This window comes from Candidatus Kryptonium sp. (genome assembly GCA_025060635.1).
In the GTDB taxonomy this organism is placed as follows: Bacteria; Bacteroidota; Ignavibacteria; order Kryptoniales; family Kryptoniaceae; genus Kryptonium.
The window spans coordinates 88,934-109,008 of the sequence record JANXBN010000006.1; the positions used below are offsets into that span (position 1 = coordinate 88,934).

The 20,075-nt window shown below is 37.6% G+C and carries 24 protein-coding genes; 8 read left to right on the forward strand and 16 right to left on the reverse strand.

Annotation, left to right across the window (positions count from 1 at the left end):
- Positions 1-46 precede the first annotated feature (46 nt).
- The 4 genes from NZ923_08535 to NZ923_08550 form a co-directional block, all read right to left on the reverse strand.
- Positions 47-1,195: an acyl-CoA dehydrogenase gene (locus tag NZ923_08535; protein ID MCS7230063.1), complete on the reverse strand. Its 1,149-nt coding sequence runs from the start codon at positions 1,193-1,195 to the stop codon at positions 47-49.
- Positions 1,192-2,067 carry a 3-hydroxybutyryl-CoA dehydrogenase gene (locus NZ923_08540; GenBank protein ID MCS7230064.1) on the reverse strand — a complete coding sequence of 292 codons (876 nt, stop codon included), beginning with the start codon at positions 2,065-2,067 and terminating at the stop codon, positions 1,192-1,194. Before NZ923_08540 ends, NZ923_08535 begins: the two co-directional genes overlap by 4 nt.
- A 44-nt stretch (positions 2,068-2,111) precedes the next feature.
- Entirely contained in the window at positions 2,112-2,309 is a 198-nt protein-coding gene (locus NZ923_08545) for a DUF5618 family protein (GenBank protein ID MCS7230065.1), read from the reverse strand.
- 76 nt (positions 2,310-2,385) lie between these two features.
- Positions 2,386-3,564 carry an acetyl-CoA C-acetyltransferase gene (locus NZ923_08550; GenBank protein MCS7230066.1) on the reverse strand — a complete coding sequence of 393 codons (1,179 nt, stop codon included), beginning with the start codon at positions 3,562-3,564 and terminating at the stop codon, positions 2,386-2,388.
- A gap of 235 nt (positions 3,565-3,799) precedes the next feature.
- Here NZ923_08550 and upp point away from each other — a divergent pair, with 235 nt between their 5' ends.
- The 6 genes from upp to ahcY all read left to right on the forward strand — a co-directional run bounded on the left by upp (position 3,800) and on the right by ahcY (position 9,592).
- Complete coding sequence (gene upp, locus NZ923_08555) at positions 3,800-4,432, forward strand: uracil phosphoribosyltransferase (GenBank protein ID MCS7230067.1); 633 nt, start codon at positions 3,800-3,802, stop codon at positions 4,430-4,432.
- A 15-nt stretch (positions 4,433-4,447) separates the two neighbouring features.
- Positions 4,448-5,449: an iron ABC transporter permease gene (locus tag NZ923_08560; GenBank protein MCS7230068.1), complete on the forward strand. Its 1,002-nt coding sequence runs from the start codon at positions 4,448-4,450 to the stop codon at positions 5,447-5,449.
- A gap of 2 nt (positions 5,450-5,451) precedes the next feature.
- Entirely contained in the window at positions 5,452-5,985 is a 534-nt protein-coding gene (locus NZ923_08565; GenBank protein ID MCS7230069.1) for an LOG family protein, read from the forward strand.
- An 88-nt stretch (positions 5,986-6,073) separates the two neighbouring features.
- Positions 6,074-7,069, forward strand: coding sequence for a sugar phosphate nucleotidyltransferase (locus tag NZ923_08570; GenBank protein MCS7230070.1), 996 nt, complete (start codon positions 6,074-6,076; stop codon positions 7,067-7,069).
- A gap of 32 nt (positions 7,070-7,101) precedes the next feature.
- Positions 7,102-8,271: a methionine adenosyltransferase gene (metK, locus tag NZ923_08575; protein ID MCS7230071.1), complete on the forward strand. Its 1,170-nt coding sequence runs from the start codon at positions 7,102-7,104 to the stop codon at positions 8,269-8,271.
- A 43-nt stretch (positions 8,272-8,314) separates the two neighbouring features.
- On the forward strand, positions 8,315-9,592 hold the full coding sequence (gene ahcY / locus NZ923_08580; GenBank protein MCS7230072.1) for an adenosylhomocysteinase: 1,278 nt from the start codon (positions 8,315-8,317) through the stop codon (positions 9,590-9,592).
- Between the two features lie 89 nt (positions 9,593-9,681).
- Here the strand turns inward: ahcY and NZ923_08585 are convergent, their stop codons facing one another.
- From NZ923_08585 to NZ923_08620, 8 genes are all read right to left on the reverse strand, one after another.
- On the reverse strand, positions 9,682-10,335 hold the full coding sequence (locus NZ923_08585; protein MCS7230073.1) for a M15 family metallopeptidase: 654 nt from the start codon (positions 10,333-10,335) through the stop codon (positions 9,682-9,684).
- Complete coding sequence (gene yidC / locus NZ923_08590; protein ID MCS7230074.1) at positions 10,332-12,125, reverse strand: membrane protein insertase YidC; 1,794 nt, start codon at positions 12,123-12,125, stop codon at positions 10,332-10,334. The genes NZ923_08585 and yidC overlap by 4 nt, the downstream gene beginning before the upstream one ends.
- 23 nt (positions 12,126-12,148) lie before the next feature.
- Positions 12,149-12,373 carry a membrane protein insertion efficiency factor YidD gene (gene yidD, locus NZ923_08595; GenBank protein MCS7230075.1) on the reverse strand — a complete coding sequence of 75 codons (225 nt, stop codon included), beginning with the start codon at positions 12,371-12,373 and terminating at the stop codon, positions 12,149-12,151.
- Positions 12,363-12,764, reverse strand: coding sequence for a ribonuclease P protein component (locus NZ923_08600; GenBank protein ID MCS7230076.1), 402 nt, complete (start codon positions 12,762-12,764; stop codon positions 12,363-12,365). Before NZ923_08600 ends, yidD begins: the two co-directional genes overlap by 11 nt.
- Positions 12,754-12,900, reverse strand: coding sequence for a 50S ribosomal protein L34 (gene rpmH, locus NZ923_08605; protein ID MCS7230077.1), 147 nt, complete (start codon positions 12,898-12,900; stop codon positions 12,754-12,756). The genes NZ923_08600 and rpmH overlap by 11 nt, the downstream gene beginning before the upstream one ends.
- A gap of 123 nt (positions 12,901-13,023) precedes the next feature.
- On the reverse strand, positions 13,024-13,548 hold the full coding sequence (locus tag NZ923_08610; GenBank protein ID MCS7230078.1) for an NTPase: 525 nt from the start codon (positions 13,546-13,548) through the stop codon (positions 13,024-13,026).
- Positions 13,549-14,148, reverse strand: a complete 600-nt coding sequence (recR, locus tag NZ923_08615) for a recombination mediator RecR (GenBank protein MCS7230079.1) — start codon at positions 14,146-14,148, stop codon at positions 13,549-13,551. It abuts the gene before it with no gap.
- Between the two features lie 19 nt (positions 14,149-14,167).
- Positions 14,168-14,512, reverse strand: coding sequence for a YbaB/EbfC family nucleoid-associated protein (locus NZ923_08620; protein ID MCS7230080.1), 345 nt, complete (start codon positions 14,510-14,512; stop codon positions 14,168-14,170).
- 135 nt (positions 14,513-14,647) lie between these two features.
- On the opposite strand from NZ923_08620, the gene NZ923_08625 reads away from it, so the two are divergent.
- Both NZ923_08625 and NZ923_08630 read left to right on the forward strand, forming a co-directional pair.
- Positions 14,648-15,694, forward strand: a complete 1,047-nt coding sequence (locus tag NZ923_08625; GenBank protein MCS7230081.1) for a hypothetical protein — start codon at positions 14,648-14,650, stop codon at positions 15,692-15,694.
- A 10-nt stretch (positions 15,695-15,704) separates the two neighbouring features.
- Positions 15,705-16,205: a DUF2934 domain-containing protein gene (locus NZ923_08630; GenBank protein MCS7230082.1), complete on the forward strand. Its 501-nt coding sequence runs from the start codon at positions 15,705-15,707 to the stop codon at positions 16,203-16,205.
- On the opposite strand, the gene NZ923_08635 is transcribed toward NZ923_08630, so the two are convergent.
- The 4 genes from NZ923_08635 to NZ923_08650 form a co-directional block, all read right to left on the reverse strand.
- Positions 16,206-17,162 (reverse strand): ROK family protein, encoded by a 957-nt coding sequence (locus NZ923_08635; protein ID MCS7230083.1) that lies wholly within the window; start codon positions 17,160-17,162, stop codon positions 16,206-16,208.
- Positions 17,159-18,472 carry a replication-associated recombination protein A gene (locus tag NZ923_08640; protein MCS7230084.1) on the reverse strand — a complete coding sequence of 438 codons (1,314 nt, stop codon included), beginning with the start codon at positions 18,470-18,472 and terminating at the stop codon, positions 17,159-17,161. The genes NZ923_08635 and NZ923_08640 overlap by 4 nt, the downstream gene beginning before the upstream one ends.
- 16 nt (positions 18,473-18,488) lie before the next feature.
- Positions 18,489-18,776 carry a septum formation initiator family protein gene (locus NZ923_08645; protein ID MCS7230085.1) on the reverse strand — a complete coding sequence of 96 codons (288 nt, stop codon included), beginning with the start codon at positions 18,774-18,776 and terminating at the stop codon, positions 18,489-18,491.
- Positions 18,777-18,897: 121 nt separating this feature from the next.
- Positions 18,898-19,701, reverse strand: a complete 804-nt coding sequence (locus NZ923_08650; GenBank protein MCS7230086.1) for a DUF2851 family protein — start codon at positions 19,699-19,701, stop codon at positions 18,898-18,900.
- Positions 19,702-20,075: the final 374 nt, after the last annotated feature.

A 20,075-nucleotide genomic window follows, 5' to 3' on the forward strand; every position in this document is an offset into this window, starting at 1 on the left:
TTTCGGAAACAAATATAGTTAAACGAAATTTGAAATCCAAAGAAAATTATAGCTTCATTTCAAGCAATTCTCTTGCGATGATGATGCGTTGAATTTCAGATGTTCCTTCGTAGATCTCTGTGATTTTTGAATCTCTAAGGAATCTTTCAACTGGAAAATCTTTGATGTATCCATAACCTCCGTGGATTTGGACAGCTTCAAGCGATGCTTCAACAGCAACTTGCGAGGCGAAAAGCTTCGCCATAGATGCTTCTTTGATATATCTTTCGCCGCGATCCTTTTTCCAGGCAGCGAGCAAGGTTAACAACCTTGCAGCTTCAATTTTCGTCGCCATGTCAGCGATTTTAAATTGAATCGCTTGATGTTCAGCCAAAAGCTTCCCGAAAGCTTTTCTCTCTTTTGCATACTTTATTGACGCTTCAAGCGATGCTTGAGCGATTCCAAGGGCTTGGGCAGCGATTCCTATTCTTCCGCCGTTTAAGGTTGTCATTGCAATTTTATATCCAATTCCTTCTTCACCGAGCCGATTGCTCACTGGAACTTTACAATCTTCAAAAACGATCTGCGCTGTATCTGAACTTCTTATCCCAAGTTTCTTTTCTTTCTTTGCAACTATAACACCAGGGAAATCTTTTTCAACTATGAAAGCAGAAATTCCTTTTGACCCTTTCTCTTTGTCAGTTTGAGCAAAAACGATCAAGATATTTGCATAGACACCGTTTGTGATGAAATTTTTTGTCCCATTCAAAATATAAAAATCACCATCTCTTACAGCGGTTGTTCGCTGATTAGAGGCGTCGCTTCCAGCTTCTGGTTCAGATAGGCAAAATGCACCAAGCAATTCTCCACGAGCAAGGCGTGGTAGATATTTTAATTTTTGTTCTTCAGTTCCAAATGTCTCAATAGGCCAACAGATAAGCGAATTGTTAACTGACATAATAACTCCTACTGATGCATCAACTTTTGAAATCTCTTCCATTGCTAAAACATAGCTTATCGTGTCAAGACCAGCACCACCATATTTTTCGGATGTCATCATCCCCATGAAACCAAGTTCTGCGAGTTTTTTGATTTCCTCGTGAGGGAATTCTTCTTTTTCGTCCCTTTCGGACGCTCCCGGTAATAATTCTTCAACCGCAAATTTTCTTGCGGTTTCTTTGATCATCAGTTGTTCTTCTGTAAACTGGAAGTTCATTGCTGTGGTTTGCTATTTTGTTGTTGAGTATAATCGTAAAATCCTTTGCCAGTTTTCCTGCCGAGGTATCCGGCGGCGACCATTTTCTTAAGCAATGGGCAAGGTCTATATTTGGGATCTCCAAATCCTTCGTAAAGAACATTCATAATTGAAAGACACACATCAAGCCCGATCAGATCAGCAAGTGCCAAAGGTCCCATTGGATGGTTCATTCCAAGTTTCATGACATTGTCAATATCTTCTGCTGATGCAACTCCTTCCATAAGACAATAAATTGCTTCGTTTATCATCGGCATCAAAATTCGGTTTGATACGAAGCCAGGATAATCTTTAACCTCAACCGTCGTTTTACCAAGTTTTTCAGCAAGTTCTTTCGTAATTCTAAATGTCTCATCTGAAGTATCATAACCGCGAATTATTTCAACAAGTTTCATAACTGGGACTGGGTTGAAGAAGTGCATGCCGATGACCTTATCGGGTCTATTTGTTGCGGAGGCGATTTCGGTAATTGAAATTGAAGAAGTATTAGTTGCAAGGATCGTTTCCGGTTTACATACGAGATCAAGCGACTTAAATATGTCTTTCTTGATTTTAACATTCTCGGTTGCTGCTTCAATAACGAAGTCAGCATCTTTTGCTCCACTTTCAAGTGATGTTAGTGTGTTAATTCTGGCTATCGCTTGCTCTTTTTCTTCCTCGGTCATGACTCCTTTTTTGATTTGCCTGTCCATATTTTGTCTTATCACGCTTATAGCTTTCTCAAGGACGCTTTTGTTGATGTCAATTAAGTTGACGATATATCCATTTTGGGAAAGGACATGGGCGATTCCACTCCCCATTGTTCCAGCTCCGACGACTGTAACTTTTTTGATTTCCATTGTATGTGCTCCAATTTTGTTTTTAATTTACTTTTCAATCATTTTATTGAAGATGGCAACTTTTCTGGTTCAACGCCTTTGCCAAGAAGATACGCATCTATTGCTCTTAAAGCAGCAAGATAAGCCATTGCAGATGCTTCTCTTACATACTTTGTGTCGGTATATCGCTCATATTCAATTTTAACTTTTGATAAAATCTCTTTCGCATTTTTCAAAAATTTCTTCGCCTCCGCAATTGCTTTAGATGTTATGATTGAACGTTAAAATTTTAATTTGTTTTGAATCCGAACTTCGTTGTCACAATTGGTATTTTCAAATTCTTTCAACGATGACAGCGCTTGCTTCTCCGCCACCGATGCAAAGAGTTGCAAGTCCCAGTTTTGCTTCTTTTCTTTTCATTGCGTAGAGCAAAGTTGTCAATATCCTTGCGCCACTTGCGCCAATTGGATGTCCGAGAGCAACAGCACCACCGTGGATGTTCATTTTTTCAATTGGAATTCCCGCAAGTTTTGATGTTGCGAGGGCAACGACAGCAAATGCTTCGTTTACTTCAAAAAGGTCAATATCTTCTTTTTTCAAATTTGCTTTCTTCAAAACTTTTTCAATTGCGTCTACAGGTGCTGTTGTAAACCATGCGGGATCTTTAGCTGCAGAGGTGTAAGCGACGACTTTAGCAAGTGGTTTAATTCCGAGTTCATCTGCTTTTTCTTTTGACATCAAAACAAGCGCGGAAGCACCATCATTTATCTTTGATGCATTCGCTGGAGTTATAGTGCCGTTTGGTTCAAAAGCCGGTTTTAATTTCGGTATTTTCTCAAAAACTACTTTTTTCGGTTCCTCATCTTCGGAAACGATTATCGTTTCACCTTTTGGTTGAGGCACAGGGACTGGGACAATTTCATCTTTGAAATAACCTTTTTCAATTGCTTCAAGAGCTCGTTTATAACTTAACACTGCAAATTCATCTTGTTCTTCCCTTGATATTTTACATTCCCTTGCACATAGTTCACCGGCGTTGCCCATGTGAAAATCATTATATACATCCCAAAGCCCATCTTTTATCATTGAGTCAATTAATTGCGCATGTCCCATTCTGTAACCGGTTCTTGCTTTGTCCAAAAGATATGGGGCGTTTGACATGCTTTCCATCCCTCCTGCGACAATTATGTCCGCATCTCCAAGTTTTATTGCTTGGGTTGCAAGCATCACTGCTTTAAGTCCAGAGCCACAAACTTTATTAATCGTCATACATTCAACTTTTTTAGGAAGTCCAGCGAAAATTGCTGCTTGTCTTGCCGGAGCTTGTCCGACACCTGCGGTTAAAACACAGCCCATTATAACTTCGTCAACCATTTCCTTCGGAACATTTGCTCTTTTCAAAGCTTCCTCAATAACTATTGCTCCAAGTTTAGGTGCTGGCAAAGGGCTTAAAGCACCATTGAATGAACCAATTGGGGTGCGACATGCGCTTGCTATCACAACTTCTCTCATAAATACCTCCATTGCTTAATTTTTATGTGGAGAAGGAATTTTTTGGTTGCGGAATTTTGGAAAATTTTATAACCGAATGTTTTTGCCTCTCTATTTTGGCTTCGCTTTCCATGTGAAAGTGTTGTAAAATTTTGCTCACTCAAAAATATAGCGATTTCAAATTTAACATTCAACTCCGACGAAATTGCATTTTCAAGTTCAAATTTTTAATTTAAAATAAAAATCGCAAATGTTGATGGGAAATAATCTGTTGGTTGTCAATCATCCGCTCATCAAACGAGACCTCACATATCTTCGGGATAAGAACACGCCGAGCTCGGTATTTAGAAGCATTTTACATCGTTTGACTTCTCTTATGGCTTTTGAAGTAACCAAAGACCTTGAACTCTCAAGCAGAGATGTGGAAACACCTCTTGAAGTTACACAAGGTCATGTTCTTAAAGACGAAGTTGTCCTTGTGCCAATTTTAAGGGCTGGGCTTGGAATGGTTGACGCATTTCTTGAGCTAATCCCAGAGGCAAAGGTTGGACATATCGGGTTGTATCGTGATGAAGAAACATTAAAACCTGTTGATTATTACTTTAAATTTCCCAAGAACATTGATAAAAGCGTTGTTATAATCCTTGATCCTATGCTTGCAACGGGCGGAAGCATTTGCGCAGCAATTTCTTATCTTAAGGAAAGAGGCGCAAACAGAATCAAAGTTGTAAGTTTGATCGCTGCACCAGAGGGAATTAATAAGTTGACAACCGAGCATCCGGATGTTCAAGTTTATATTGCTGTCCTTGATAGACAACTTAATCAAAGAGGATTTATTCTTCCAGGACTTGGCGACGCCGGAGATAGAATTTTTGGAACGGAAAACTAATTTTGAGTTTGTGGATTGAAACTGAGAAAGTTGATTTATTATACATCTATTCTCATTCCTTTGCTTGTTTTGATGTTTTCAATTTCAATTTCAATTGGGGTTTCGGAAAGCGGGGTTAAATTTGAATTGGATAGGATTTTTAATTTTTTTCTTGGTCGTGCGGATGAAATTGATAAAGTCATAATTTTCCAAATTCGTTTTCCGAGGGTTTTAACATCTATTTTCGCTGGGGGAGGTCTTGCCATCGCTGGAGCGATATTACAAGCAATAATACGAAATCCGCTTGCAGAGCCATATATACTTGGGATCTCAAGTGGTTCTGCTTTCGGCGCGGTTGTGTCAATAGCTTTGATAGGTTCATTTTCATTTACTTTCACACCGATTTTAGCTTTAGCTGGTTCTCTTTTTGTCACTTTGCTTGTTTATTTTCTCGGGAAGAAAAGAGGAATGATTGATATAAATACGATGTTGTTAAGCGGGATAATGACGGGTTCTTTCTTTTCGGCTCTGATTTTATTAATAATAACTTTGTCTGGTGAGTCAGTTAAAAATGTTTTGTTTTGGTTGCTTGGGAATCTTGCGAATGTAAATTTGAGTCAATCAATTTTAATTTCTATTGTCGTGTTAATTTTTTCAGTTTTAACTTTCGTTTATGCGTACCGTCTTAATTTGCTTGCGGTTGGTGAGGAGATAGCTACTCAACTTGGTATTGATGCTGAACTGACGAAGAAATCGGCATATTTTGTCGCTTCAATTTTAACTGCTGTCGTTGTTTCAGTAACGGGAATAATTGGTTTCGTTGGGCTTGTTGTCCCGCATATATGTCGCAGGATCTTTGGTGTTGATTATAGAATTTTGGTACCGACATCGTTTTTCTCTGGGGCTATAATTTTACTTTTTGCTGATATAGTTGCTCGCGTTGCCTTGTATCCGAATGAGATCCCGATTGGCACTGTCACAGCTCTTTTCGGTGCGCCATTTTTCATTTATCTTTTGAAAAAAGAAAAGAAGGTTTAAAAATGAGAGAAAAAGTCATAACTATCTTCGGAAGTTCAAAACCAGTTGAAGGGGAAGAGGATTACGAATTTGCACGAAAACTTGGATACGAGCTCGGTAAAATTGGCTTTGCTATTTGCAATGGCGGTTATAGCGGGATAATGGAGGCAACTGCAAGAGGTGCGAAGGAAGCAGGAGCTAAAACAATTGGGGTTACAGTTGCAACTTTTGAAGGTCCGGCAAATAAATGGATAGATGAGGAGATAGAAACGAAAAGTTTATTTGAACGATTGAAAATTTTGATTGAAAAAGGCGATGGGTATATTGTTTTAAGAGGTGGGACTGGCACAATGGTGGAGCTTTCGCTTGTGTGGGAAATGATGAATAAAGGTTTGATATATCCAAAGCCGTTTGTTGCTGTTAACTTTTGGACACCAATTATTGAGGTAATCTCGGAACAATTAAGAATTGAATCACGAGAGAACGCAACTAAATTTATCAAGATCTTAAGCGATGTTGACGAGATCGTCAAATATATCAAAGATCAATTGTTATAGCGATGCCGAAAGTTGCTTTGGTAATTGAAAATAACGAATTCATTTTTTATATTAGAGCGAACATAAACTAAAAAATGGGTCTTTAACAATGAAAGCAATTATCCCAGTTGCAGGAATAGGAACAAGGTTGCGTCCGCATACATATACGCAACCGAAGGTTTTGTTAAATGTGGCTGGAAAACCGATACTTGGTCACATACTTGATAAGCTTGTTGAAAACTCAATAAATGATATCGTGCTTGTGATTGGATATCTTGGTGAGAAAGTGAAAATCTATGCTGAATCAAACTATCCAAATGTAAGATTTGAATTCGTTGAGCAAAAGGAGACACTTGGGCTTGGTCACGCAATTTATCTTGCGCGAGATCTTTTTGAGAACGAAGATGAAGTTTTAATAATTCTCGGAGATACAATTTTTGATTTTGATCTCTCAAAATTTCTAAAAAGCAAATTTACAACGCTTGGTGTTAAGACAGTTGAAGATCCAAGAAGGTTTGGAGTTGTGATTCTTGATGGGGATAATTTCGCTAAAAAACTTATAGAAAAGCCATCTCAACCGGAGAGCAATCTTGCGATCGTCGGAATTTATTTGATTAGAAATCCAAAACTTTTAAAGGAAGCGCTTGAAGAGGTTGTAAAAGGAGAAATAAAAACCAAGGGGGAATATCAACTTACCGACGCGCTTCAGATTATGGTAAATAAGGGTGAAAAGATAACTGTTTTTGAGATAGATGGATGGTATGATTGTGGCAAACCGGAAACGCTTCTTGAGACGAACAGATTTTTGCTTGAGAAAAACGGAACAAGCTTGAAAAAACTCGGTAAATTTGAGAATGTTTTGATAATTCCGCCAGTTTACATCGCGCCAACGAGTAGAATTGAAAATTCAATCATAGGACCATATACGACGATTTCAGATGGCGTTGAAATTTCATCTTCAATCATAAGAAATTCAATCATAGGTGATGACGCGAAAATTCAAAATGCTCTTCTTGATTCTTCAATCATTGGTCTTGGAGCTATCGTCAAGGGGGATTATAAGAAAATTAACATTGGGGATTCATCAGAGGTTGAGTTTTATTGAAAAACTAAAACTTAAACAAATTAGGAGAGTAAATGGGAAGGCTATTCACCTCTGAATCAGTTGCCGAAGGACATCCAGACAAAATCTGCGATCAAATTTCCGATGCAGTTCTTGATGCCTTTCTTATGCATTATCCCGAGGCAAGGGTCGCTTGTGAGGTATTTGTGACAACAGGGCTCGTTGTAATAGGTGGTGAAATTAAAGCTCCCGAAGAGGTAAGGGCAAAAGTTAATTTTGACGAAATCGCAAGAGATGTCATTAAAGACATAGGTTATGATAAATCAGAATATCAATTTGATTACCGCTCCTGCGGAGTTATAGTCACAGTCAAATCTCAATCACCTGACATAGCCAGGGGAGTTGATAAAGGTGGGGCAGGTGATCAAGGAATGATGTTTGGCTATGCTTGCCGAGAAACACCAGAACTTATGCCAATGCCCATCATGTTTGCACATAAATTAATGAAACGGCTTGCTTATGTCAGGAAGAAAACTAATCTAATGCCATATCTAAGACCCGATGGTAAATGCCAAGTTACGATTGAGTATGACAATACTGGTAAACCCGTCAGAGTTGATACGATAGTTTTTTCAGTTCAACATGATGAAAGGTATAAAGGGAAAAAGTTAACATCAAAAGATATAGCTGAGGACCTCAAAGAATTCGTTATAAAAGAGGTTATCCCAGAGGAATATCTGGATAAAAAGACGAAGTATCACATCAACCCAACGGGTTCATTTGTGATTGGTGGTCCTCACGGTGATACGGGGCTTACTGGTAGAAAAATAATAGTTGATACATACGGCGGAAAAGCACCGCACGGTGGCGGTTGTTTTTCAGGCAAAGATCCAACAAAGGTTGATAGAAGCGCAGCTTACGAAATGAGACACATTGCGAAAAATATCGTTGCTTCTGGGCTAGCTGATGAATGTTTGATTCAAGTTGCCTACGCAATAGGCGTTGCGAAACCAGTTGCAATCTATGTTGACACGAAGGGAACGGGCAAAGTCCCAGATAATATGATAGCTGATTTCATCATGCAAAACTTTGACCTTTCTCCGAGAGGAATAATTGACAGATTGAAGCTTCAAAGACCAATCTACCGAAAAACCGCTGTCTACGGACATTTCGGAAGAAATGAACCTGAATTCACTTGGGAGAAACTTGACTATGTCCCTATGTTCAAAGAACTCTTGAAATAGATTCAAATAAAACTCAAAAACAAAATAAGGAGAACCTTTTAACATGGATGAACTAAAAGGCGTCTATAAAGTCAGAGATCTATCATTAGCAGAGGAAGGATTCAAGCAAATACGGTGGGCTGAAAGTAGAATGCCTGTTATGATGGCTTTGAGGGAAAAATACAAAAAAACAAAACCCTTTAAAGGATTTAGAATTGCAGGATGCCTTCATGTAACGAAGGAAACAGCAGTTTTGGTTAAAACCTTTGTTGAGTGCGGAGCAGAAGTTAGTTGGAGCGGATGTAATCCTCTATCAACTCAAGATACAATAGCTGCAGCACTTGCAAAAGAGGGGATTTCAATTTTCGCATGGAATGGGATGAGCGTTGAAGAATTTTATTGGGCAATTGAACAAACGCTTCATATAAAACCGAATTTAACACTTGACGACGGAGCTGACCTAATTTTCACAATTCACAGCAAACACCCAGAACTTATCCCGGACATAATCGGTGGAACAGAGGAAACAACAACAGGCGTGAAAAGATTAAGAGCGATGGCAGAAGCAGGAGCTTTGAAGTACCCAATCATAGCTGTTAATGACGCAGAAACGAAGTGGGATTTTGATAATGTATATGGAACTGGACAGTCAACTCTTGACGGAATTTTAAGAGCAACAAGCATTTTAATTGCTGGTAAAACTGTTGTTGTCGCCGGATATGGACACTGCGGGAAAGGAGTTGCAATGAGAGCAAGAGGTCTTGGTGCAAATGTGATCGTTACGGAAGTTAGACCAATTGCAGCGTTGAAAGCCGTGCTTGATGGTTTTACAGTTATGCCAATGAAGGAAGCTGCAAAAGTCGGAGATGTTTTCATAACTGCTACGGGGGTGAAAGATGTTATAACTGAAGAACATTTTAAAGTTATGAAAGATGGCGCCATAGTTTGCAACACTGGACATTACGATGTTGAGGTAAATCTTGTCCATTTAAAAAAGATGGCAAAAAGCATAAAAGAAATTAGAAACCATGTTGAAGAGTATCTTTTGAAGGATGGCAGAAGAATTTTTGTCCTCGCAAAGGGTCGCCTTGTAAACCTTGTCGCAGCAGAAGGTCATCCTTCCGAAGTTATGGATATGTCATTTGCAAATCAATTTATGGCTCAACTTAAACTTGTTGAAATGTTTAAAAAAGGCAAAAAGCTTGAACCGAAAGTTTATGATATTCCTCCCGAACAGGACGAAGAAATTGCGGAACTTAAATTGAAAACGATGGGTATAAAAATTGATAAGCTAACGAAGGAACAAAAAGCATATATAAAAGATTACAGCGCCGGAACTTGAATTATCTTTGATCAGGGCGAGGGAATTTAAATTCACCTCGCCCTCTTAAAAAATCTCAAAATGTGGGGAAATTGTAAGGCAGGGTAAAATCACTTCGTTATTTTAGATTTTCTATCTTTAACGAGTTCTTCCAATGGGATGTCAAGAATTGAAAATCTTTCCCATCCTTCGGAATCAAAATGCCACCACTCGGTTGGAAGTGGGATGAAACCATATTTTTTCATCACATCTTCAAGGAGTTTTCTATTTTTTATAACTGTATCTGGCAAGTTATAATAATCTCGGTGTGCCTTTTCGGAGAAATCGTCATATTTTGTCGGCATTGGCAATTCCTTGCCTGATGAATCAACGAGAGTTAAATCAACAGCGCAACCGCGATTATGTCTTGAACCTTTAGCTGGATTTGCAACATATCTTTCGTCTGGGACGATTGACCACAGAATTTTCTGAACCGAAAGTGGGCGATAACAATCCCAAACTTTTAATCCGAGCCCAAATTTTTCAAGCTCTCGTTGAACTGAATCAAGTTTAAGCGCTACAAACTTTCTCAAAAAGCATCTTGAAACAGTGTAAAGTTTTCTTCCAGTAAAGTTGTCATCGGTTGCGTATTTTATTTCAACAAATATCCTCGGGTTAATTTTTTGTATATCAACAAGAACTGTATCTTCTGGTGAAAACTGCGCTACGGAATTTTGAGCAAAGAGAAGAAAGAAGGCAAAGAGTAATAAGATTTGAACCTTCATTTCTTGGATTTCTTCTTTTTTGCTCCTGTTAACTCGCTCATCGTTGGGATATCAAACTTTCTAAAGATTCCACCTTTGAAAGGCCTCTTCTTATCTTGCGCTGGTTTTAGCTCAACTTTAGTGTATTTATTTATATACCACTGGTGCAGTATTGATAGCACATTGAACACAAAGTAATACAAGTTAAGTCCAGATGGCAGGCTGTTAAATATCAAGAAGAAAATTATCGTCATTATGGTCGCAGTTACTCTTTGTCTCTTGTCTATTGTAGCCGACGACATCCATTGCTGAATTAGCATAGTTATAGCCATTAACAAGGCAAGACCGCTTATCTGATTAACTCCAAAGATCGGAATATAAAAGGGTAGTTTTAGAATTGTGTCTGGAATTGAAAGATCTTTTATCCAAAGTATAAATCCAGCCTGTCTTAATTCAATCGTGACGCGGAACAATGAGAAGAGAGCATAAAGAATTGGTAATTGTAAAAGCAATGGCCAGCATCCGCTGAAAGGATTGACACCATATTCACGATAAACTCTCATCACCTCTTGGTTAAGCTTCTGCGGGTTGTCTTTGTATTTTTCCTGCAACTCTTTCAAGATAGGTGCTATCGCCTGCATCTTTTTGATTGATTTCATCTGCGTTATGGTCAGCGGGGTAAGGAGAATTTTTATCACAATTGAGAAGATGATTATCACAACTCCATAATTTGGTATAAACGAGTGCAGGAATGTAAAGAACGGGAGAAGAACATATTCAGCTATTGGTCTTATCAACCATCTCAAACCTAAACTAATCATCTCTTCAAGTCCGACGCCGTATGACTTCAAAATTTTATAATCAAGCGGACCGAGATAAACTGTGAAATGATTCTTCTGATAACTTTCGCCTCTAAATGGAATTTTTAAAGCAACTAAGTAATCTTCTTTAACTCCGTTATCAGGCAATGGGAAGCGTTCACCCTCAAGATATGCGCCGTCTGAATAGTCGTTTGATATTATCGCTACCGCGAAATACTTATTGTGTGTCCCAACCCATCTTGTTGTCCCAGAGTAAGAGCGAGAAACTTTTTTGCCAAATTCGCTTGCATCTATCGTCTCATAAACATCTCCAACTTTAGCGTATGCGCTGGCAAAATATGATTCCTCAACGCTGTTTTCTTCAGTTAGCTTTATCCCGTTCTCCCAAACGACTTGATATTCAAAATTTGCAATTATCTTCTCCATCTTTATGAACTCAACCTCCGTATCAAACGAGTATTTCCCGCTCTCAAAGATAAATTTTTTCACAATTTTGCTTGAGTCGTTAACATTGAGCACAAAGTCAATTTCTACTCTTTCATTTTTGCCTTTGATTACAAAGTTTTCCCAGTTTCTGGCTTTTGTATCAAAGTAAAGTTTTTTGGTGTTAATTATTTTACCATCTGTTGTCATGAAAAGAAGCGAGAAATCGCCACCCTTTTTCATTTCCACCAATTGGACAGGATATCCATCCCATGTCTTGAATTTTTTCAATTCAAACTTTTCAACTACGGCACCCTTTGATGAAATAACGCAAGTGTATAAGTCAGTTTCAACAAGTATTTTTTTCTCTTCCCCTTTTGAAAGATGAGAAAAATAAACTCCGAATGTATCGCTTTTCGCTTGATCTATTTTTTCTAATTCCTCTTTTGCTTTAAGCGTGTCTTTGACATTTTGCATTTGTTGGGGCACTCTTGGAGCATTATACCACATCCAAATCAGTAAAACAAGCGTAATTAAAATTATTCCAAGAAGGGCATTTCTATCCATTTTGAGATATCCTTTGTTTTATTTTAAGGAACTTCGTCAATTCCACCTGGATTAAATGGGTTGCACCTTATTATTCTTTTCGTTGAAAGCCAAAGACCTTTGAAAAATCCATATTTTGAAAACGCTTGTATTGAATATTCGGAACATGATGGATAAAACCTACAACTTGGCGGAAAGATCGGAGAAATAAAAAATTTGTAAATTTTGACAAGCAGTATTGCAAATTGCGTCAAAATATCACGCTTCATTTATCATCTGCAAAATTTTTTCCATTGAGTGTGCAAAATCCCTTTCAACATCTGAGTATTTCAACTTTTTAAGCAATTCTTTCTCTCCGATAAATAACAAAACCAAGTCAATGGATTTGTTCTTCAAAGAGAGAAGGTCTATCAGCTTATGTTTATTTAGCCGATAGACCTCTCTTAATAATCTTTTCGCTCTGTTTTTTAGAACGATCGGTTTTACTCTTTTTGATACCGCAAATGCTACTCTTGTTGTTATGTCTCTTGCTGGCAGGAGACGAAAGTAAATTTTAATTAAATTTCCAGCTATTGAGTTTGAATTTTTAAGTATCTCCGTTATCTCTTTGGGCTTCTTGATGATTTCTCTTTTCGGTAGCGTATATCTTTTAGCGTTCATCACTTACAGTCAATTTCCATCTTCCTTTTGCTCTCCTTCTTGCGAGAATTTTTCTACCACTTTTTGTCTTCATCCTTGCTCTGAAGCCGTGCGTTCTGCGTCTTTTCGTGTTATGAGGTTGATATGTCCTTTTCACCTTTCATCCTCATTTGTTTTGGAGATTTCAACTTTCCCGAAAATAAAGCAGGTTAAAAAACATTAGATTTCCACCATCAAATCTGAACAAAAATACGAAAAATAAGCGAAAGAACAAAAACTTTCACTTTAAAACGGCAGATATTTTTTCAAAAATCAAACTTGGGATTTCATCCCTGTTTTCAAATGTGAGTTTTATCAGCTCAACATCGTCTCTGGATTTTATCGTGTTTATAACTTGGTCTCCTTTCTCTTTTATAGTTCCAACTACAATTTTTTCTGAATCAAGCGCTTCAAAAACTTTTTGAACGAAAAGTTTGGAGAAACATTCCATTTTCCCGATCTCGTCAATCACAACTATATCTGAATTCAAATCAATTGAAGGCACAGCGATGTTGTCAATATCTTTCAAGTTGACGCCGTATTTGCCAACTCTTGGTGTGTTTTTCAAATTGATATCAGCTAATGTCCCTGATTTCCCATCAAGAGTGATGATCTTGAATCCGATTCTTTTTCCTGTTTTATCTCTAATTTCTTCAGTTATGAAGCCAGATAGTTTAAATTTTCCCTTTGCGAGGTTAACGAAATTTTTTATAGCTGTTGTCTTTCCTGTTCCTGGTGGAGATGTGATTAGAAAATTTTTCTTCACTTACATTGATGTTCTATTTTCAATTGCTCTAACGATTGTCGCTGTGTCTGCGTATTCAAGGGCTGTGCCGATAGGCAAACCTCTTGCGATGCGAGTAACCTTTACACCAAATGATTTGATAAGGTTTGCGATATAAATTGATGTGGTTTCTCCTTCAACGCTTGGATTTAGAGCAATTATAACCTCATTAATTCCCCCTGATGAAACTCTTTGTATAAGTTCCTTTATTTTCAAATCGTCTGGACCAATTCCTTCAAGCGGGTTCAGGACGCCACCAAGGACATGATATAGCCCGTTATATTCATTGGTTTTTTCTATGGCTAAGACATCCATTGGTTCCTCAACAACACATATTGTTGTTTTATCGCGCTTTGGGCTTGAGCAAATGGGGCAAGGATCAGTTTCAGTTATATTGTAGCAGATGGAGCAATATCTTATTTTTTCTTTGACATCAATAATTGCTTTGACGAGTTTTTCAACTTCTTCCTTAGGTTGCTTTAAAATATAAAGCGCAAGTCGCTGTGCCGTTTTTCTTCCGATGCCTGGGAACTTTGTCAATTCCTCTATCAAAATTTCAAGGCTTTCGGATGTGTAAAGCATCTTTCGTCAAAAATTTGTTTCACGCCTTGAAGCCAGGAAAATTAAATAAAAATCCAGGCAATCCAGGAATCAATCCGGAAGTTGCTTTTGCGATTTCCTCGCTTATCATTTTGTCTGCGCTTTGAAGTGCTTTGTTTACAGCAGCGACAAGCAAATCCTCAAGCATTTCTATATCATCTGGATTAACAACCTCTTTATCAATTTCAATCTTCACAACTTCCTTTTTTCCATTTACTGTTACCTTTACCATTCCACCGCCGACTTCTTCGGTGACGGTCTTGTTTTCAAGCTCCGCTTGAACTTTCTCAAGCTCTTCTTGGACTTTTTCAATTTGTTTGAAGATCGCTTTTAGATCTGGCTTCATTTGACTTGATACTTTAATTTTTAAAATAAATTAAACAAGATTTTGCTCTAAAACAAAAAAGCCGAAGCCCAAATTTGCAAGTTAAAATCCCATTAATTAGATTGACAATAAGCAAAAAATCAGTAGGAAAAATTCATGCGAGCTGAACAAAGAAAATATATCACAGAAGAAGACAATAGGGCGATAGATATAGTTGCAAATTATTGGCTCAATTCAGAGCCAGTGTTTTTTGAAAAAATTAGAGGAAGCGTTGTTTTAATTCTGTTTTTCAACTACGCAAGCGGTGAATGGAAGGAACTTCACAGATATGTTGAAGAATGGTGGAAAAGATATGGAGATAAAGGGCTTTTCATCTTGGGAGTTCATATACCGAAGTTTCCATTTGAAAGCAAAGTTGAAAATGTTGAAAAGGAGATGAAACGACTTGGGATAGATTTCCCAATTGCAATTGATAATGATTGGATAAATTTGAAAAGATATTCGTCGCTTCGTGGACTTTACCCGGATGTCCCATTGATATTTCTTGTTAATCGTGATGGTTTGATCTCTTATTCGCACTTTGGGATTAAAAATTTATGGGAAGTTGAGTTTTTCATTCAATCGCTTTTGATAAAAGCTGGATACTATGGCGATTTCCCCTTGCCAATAGGCTCTCGTTATGATATTGACGAAACAGCTTTCTATCGTGTTATTCCTGAAATTTACACTTGTTACACTGGTGGAGCGCTCGGTAATATAGAAGGTTTCGCCCCTGAATCAGTTGTGAAATACGAAGATCCAAAGATATATGTGAATGGTAAATTTTACCTTGACGGTAATTGGTATAACGGAAGATACTACCTAAAATATAATCCAGTTTCAGGCGAAATTGGCTCAGTCATATTACCTTATGCTGGAACAAAAGTTGGCGCTGTTATGGAATCTATCAATGGCGAGAGTTTGAATGTCCTTGTTATGCAAGATGATGAATTTTTAAACGAGGGGAATTGCGGTGAAGATGTCTTTTTTGAAAATGGACAAAGCTATGTTAGAGTTTGTGAGCCAAGATATTACGAGATAGTTAGAAATTCCGATTTTAAAGAAAGCATATTAAAATTGCTCGTTGATTCGGAAAATTTTGCAATATATAAGTTTTCAATCTTCGCTTGTAAAACAAGGTGGGAATTAATAAAAGAAAGTTGAGCCTCGGCTGATGGCGAAAAAGATAAAAAAATCAGATGTAGAGCAGTTTTTGATTGATTTTTCCAGAAAGAATCAATTTAAACCGATGGTTGTTGAATCCGCAAGTGGAAGAAAAAGGGAAAGAATTCTTGAGGGCGCATATTTCCTTGGGTTTCATTGTAAGACGGAAGTTGGTAGCAAAGACAAAGTTTACCTGTTCAAGGCAACAACAAATTATCAATTCATCGGTGAAATTGTTTTTGAAATTGACGGATTGGAAGAGATTAGTTTTAATAAAGGAACGGAGATAGAAGAGGTTAGTTTGAAGTCAGATAAATCAAAAAAGTATATCGTCAAGGTTTTCGGTCGTCCGAACGACGAAATGCGTAGGGAGACGATAGCAAAGGTTGCATATTTTATCTGGGAAAGGAAAGGTGGAATAGGAACACAGGATCTTGAGAACTGGGCAGAAGCCGAAAGAATAGTTCAAGATTGGTCAAGAATTTTCAGCGATGGTTTTATAAAAGTTTAATTACACGAGCTCTTCAAAAGCCAAAGCTCCTGCGCCAAGTACTCCAGCTTTGTTTCCAAGTTGTGCTGGAATTACAATCGCTTTTTCTGCGATTGGTTTCAATGCTCTTGACTTAACAGTTTCGTTCATTGCGTCAAATAAAATTTTTCCAGCTTTAGCAACCCCACCGCCGACGATCGCAACATTTATATCAAAGAGGTTCATCACAGAAGCAAGCATAACCCCGACATAAAAACCAGCTTTTTTCCATACATTTATCGCAAATTCATCCCCTTGTTCAGCAGCAATAGAAATTATATGTGGCTCAATTTTTGAAAGGTCTCCGTTTACAATTTCTATTATTTTTGAATTTGGATTTCTTTCAAGTTCCTTTGCAACCCACGATGATAGATATTTCTGTCCGACATAAGCTTCAACACAGCCATAGTTTCCGCAATTACATTTTGGACCTTCAAAGTTGATTGATACATGTCCGATTTCTCCAGCTCCACCAGTTGGACCGCGATAAATTTTCCTACCAATTATAATTCCACCACCTATTCCAGTTCCGAGCGTGACCATTATAAAATTTGGATGTTCCTTTCCAGCGCCGAACTTTGCTTCGCCTATCGCAGCGACATTTGCGTCATTGTCAACGATCGCCCTTAAAGAAGTTCTCTTCTCAACTTCTTTCGCAAGATAGACGACCGTCCAACCTGGGAAATTTGGTGGATATTTAACTCCGCCCTGTGGATCAACTTGACCTGGTGCTCCGATCCCAACACCTATGATTTGATCATCGTCGTAGTTTTCAGAAAGTTTCAAAACGATTTTTGAAATTTGTTCAATTACATGAGAAGGTCCTTTTTCTGCTTCCGTTGGGATTGAATCTTCAATGATGATGTTTCCGGTCTCATCAACTATTCCAGCTTTGATAAATGTTCCGCCGAGGTCAACACCAATTACAAGTTTTTTCATTTTTTAATTTTTTTATTTTCTTTTCGTTTGCGCCATAAACTTTCAAGTCGTTCTTTTAAAATTTTTTCTCTGCCGAGTTCTGTTGGTTCGTAATAGATTTTATCTTTTAGTTCATCAGGCAAAAATTGCTGTTCAATGAAATGCTCAGGGAAATCGTGGCTGTATTTATAATCTTTTCCGTAGCCAAGCTCTTCCATTAGCTTGGTTGGCGCATTTCGTAAGTGGAGAGGGACGGGAAGGTCGGGATATTTTTGTGCATCTTCAATTGCTTTTTCAATCGCAAGATAAGCAGAATTACTTTTGGGGCAACTTGCAAGATAGGTTGCAACTTGCGCAAGAATTATTCTTGCCTCTGGCATTCCAACATAGTCAACAGCAGTGAAACAACTTGTTGCAAGGGTCAAAGCATAAGGTTCTGCGTTTCCGATGTCCTCGCTTGCTAAAATTATCATTCTTCTTGCGATAAATTTCGGGTCCTCGCCAGCAATCAACATCCTCGCAAGCCAATAAACCGCTGCGTCAGGATCACTACCACGAACACTTTTAATGAAAGCAGAAATTAAATTGTAATGCTCTTCGCCCGCTTTGTCGTATTTGAAATGTCTGCGCTGAAATGCCTCAGAAATAATTTCTTTTGTCAAAAAAATTTCATCTTGCGATTTTGGCTTTGCAAGTTTTAATGCGATCTCAAGTGCGTTCAACATCACACGAGCATCTCCTCCAGAATAAAGAAACAAAAGATCCTTGTCCTCAATTTTGATTTTAAATTTTGATAGGACCTCATCTTTCATTAATGCTCGTTCAAGGATTGCGTTGAGCTCATTTACACCGAGTGGTTCAAGGACGAAAACTTGACATCTTGATAGAAGAGGCGATATTATTTCAAAAGATGGATTTTCGGTTGTCGCTCCGATGAGTATTATTACACCTTCCTCAACGCTGTTTAATAGAACGCTTTGTTGTGCCTTGTTGAACCTATGGATCTCGTCAATAAAAAGAATTGTCCTCTTTCCGTAATATTTCAGATTTTTTTCAGCTTTGTCAATTATTTCTTTTAATTCTTTTGTTCCTGATAAAACGGCGTTTATCTGAAAAAATTCAGCATTAACTTTTTCAGCGATGATTCTCGCAAGAGTTGTTTTGCCAGAGCCCGGAGGACCCCAAAGGATCATAGATTGAATCTCACCAGTTTCAATCATAACTCGTAAAGGTTTCCCCTCGCCGATGATATGTCTTTGGCCGACGAATTCTTCAATCCTCGTTGGTCTTATTCTGTCCGCAAGTGGTGGGAGGATTTTTTCATCATTCATTTTTTATGTGTTTGGGTTATTTTTCTTTTATTATGAAAACTTCCTCGCCTTCTTTTGCCATGCCGTATTTTTCACGAGCGATTCTTTCAATTTCCTTCGGATCTGTCTCAAGTTTGTGAATTTTTTCCCTCAATGATGCGTTTTCGTTTTCAATTTTCTCAATTTCTTTTTTGAGTTTTTTCAGCTCAATTTCAAGTTTCACACGCTTTATAAGTCCCTTTTCAGCGAAGACGAGATAAAATAAAAGTGCAATTACGATGCTAATGAAAATTAAATTCACAGGGTTTGATAAAAATTTTCTCATTTGAGATTGCTTTAAATTTAACTGCTAAAATATAAAAAAGAGCGCAAGAAGTAGCAAATTTGTTTGTGTGAAGATTTTGAAATTTTACGAGATGATTGGAAGGTGCAAGTTTTACAAACGATTAATTTTGGGTGTTTTTGATATAGTGATGAATGCCGAAGTAAGTTTTTGCGGAGGAATTGATTTTAAGGTAAGTTTTTTCGCCGACCAATTTTTTAAATTTTCTCGTTGTGGTGTTTTCCGAAAGCGGTGGGTGAAGTTCAAAAATTCTATTTAAAAATTCAATAGTTTCAGGTTCTTTATTTTCAAGATATGCCATAGTAAATGGCATAATGATGTTGAAAAACATTTCTCTTTTTCTGTCAATGCCGATGCCTTTTATGTCCATTATCCTGATTACACATTCCTTCGCTTCTTTAGGGTTTTTCAGATTTTTCATTTCTTTTTTGATTTTTTCAACGAAAAACTTAACTAAACCTGTTGATGTCATCTCCGAGAGGAATTGGGAAATTTTTATTATTCTTTTATTTGGAAAATTTGCGGGGCGTATTTTTTTAAATTCCCAGACGGATTTATCCATTCTCAGGGAGAAATCAAAATCCTCGGGCAGTCCTTTTTTCACATCGCTGAATCCAGCTCTATAAAGCAAAGCGGTTTTTATTTTTTCTTCTTCTTTTAGATCTTTTATCACTCTGAAAGGGAGAAGCAGTGCGAGTTCTAAAAATTGAATTTTATTTTTCGGATAGCCGAGCGAAAGCATGATCTCGCGATAAAGAGCTTCATCTGGTTCGGCAATTTTCAGAAGATTTCGCATGCGTTGAATTTTAACATAAAGCCATTGTTCACCGAGATGATTTAGATCCATTTTTTCATTGCCATGGTTGTCAAGATTAGCAAGACGATGAGCGAAGTTCCAATCGGTCATGAGGTTATGACTTAAAATATCAAGTTGATTTTTAAATACTTTAAAAAGAGGACAAAAATCCCGAATTTTTTAGGTTTCTTCTATTTCTTATTTTTCACACGCTTTTTGCTTTTTCAAGTCTATTTTTCACAAGTTCTGCGACTGCCCAATAAACCTCTTTGCGTTCTTCTTCGGTTAAGCCAAGGACGTCAAAGACAATATCATCAAGCGCTTTACGGTCTAAAAATTTTATAACGCGATTATATTGAATGTTATGCGTTAAACCTGCCTATTAATTTTTTTCATTTCTTCATCCTTCCATAATTTAATTATCAACAAAGCAAAAGTCAAGGGGTTTACTTTAGGAAAAGCATAAAAAGTTTTTAATCTGAATC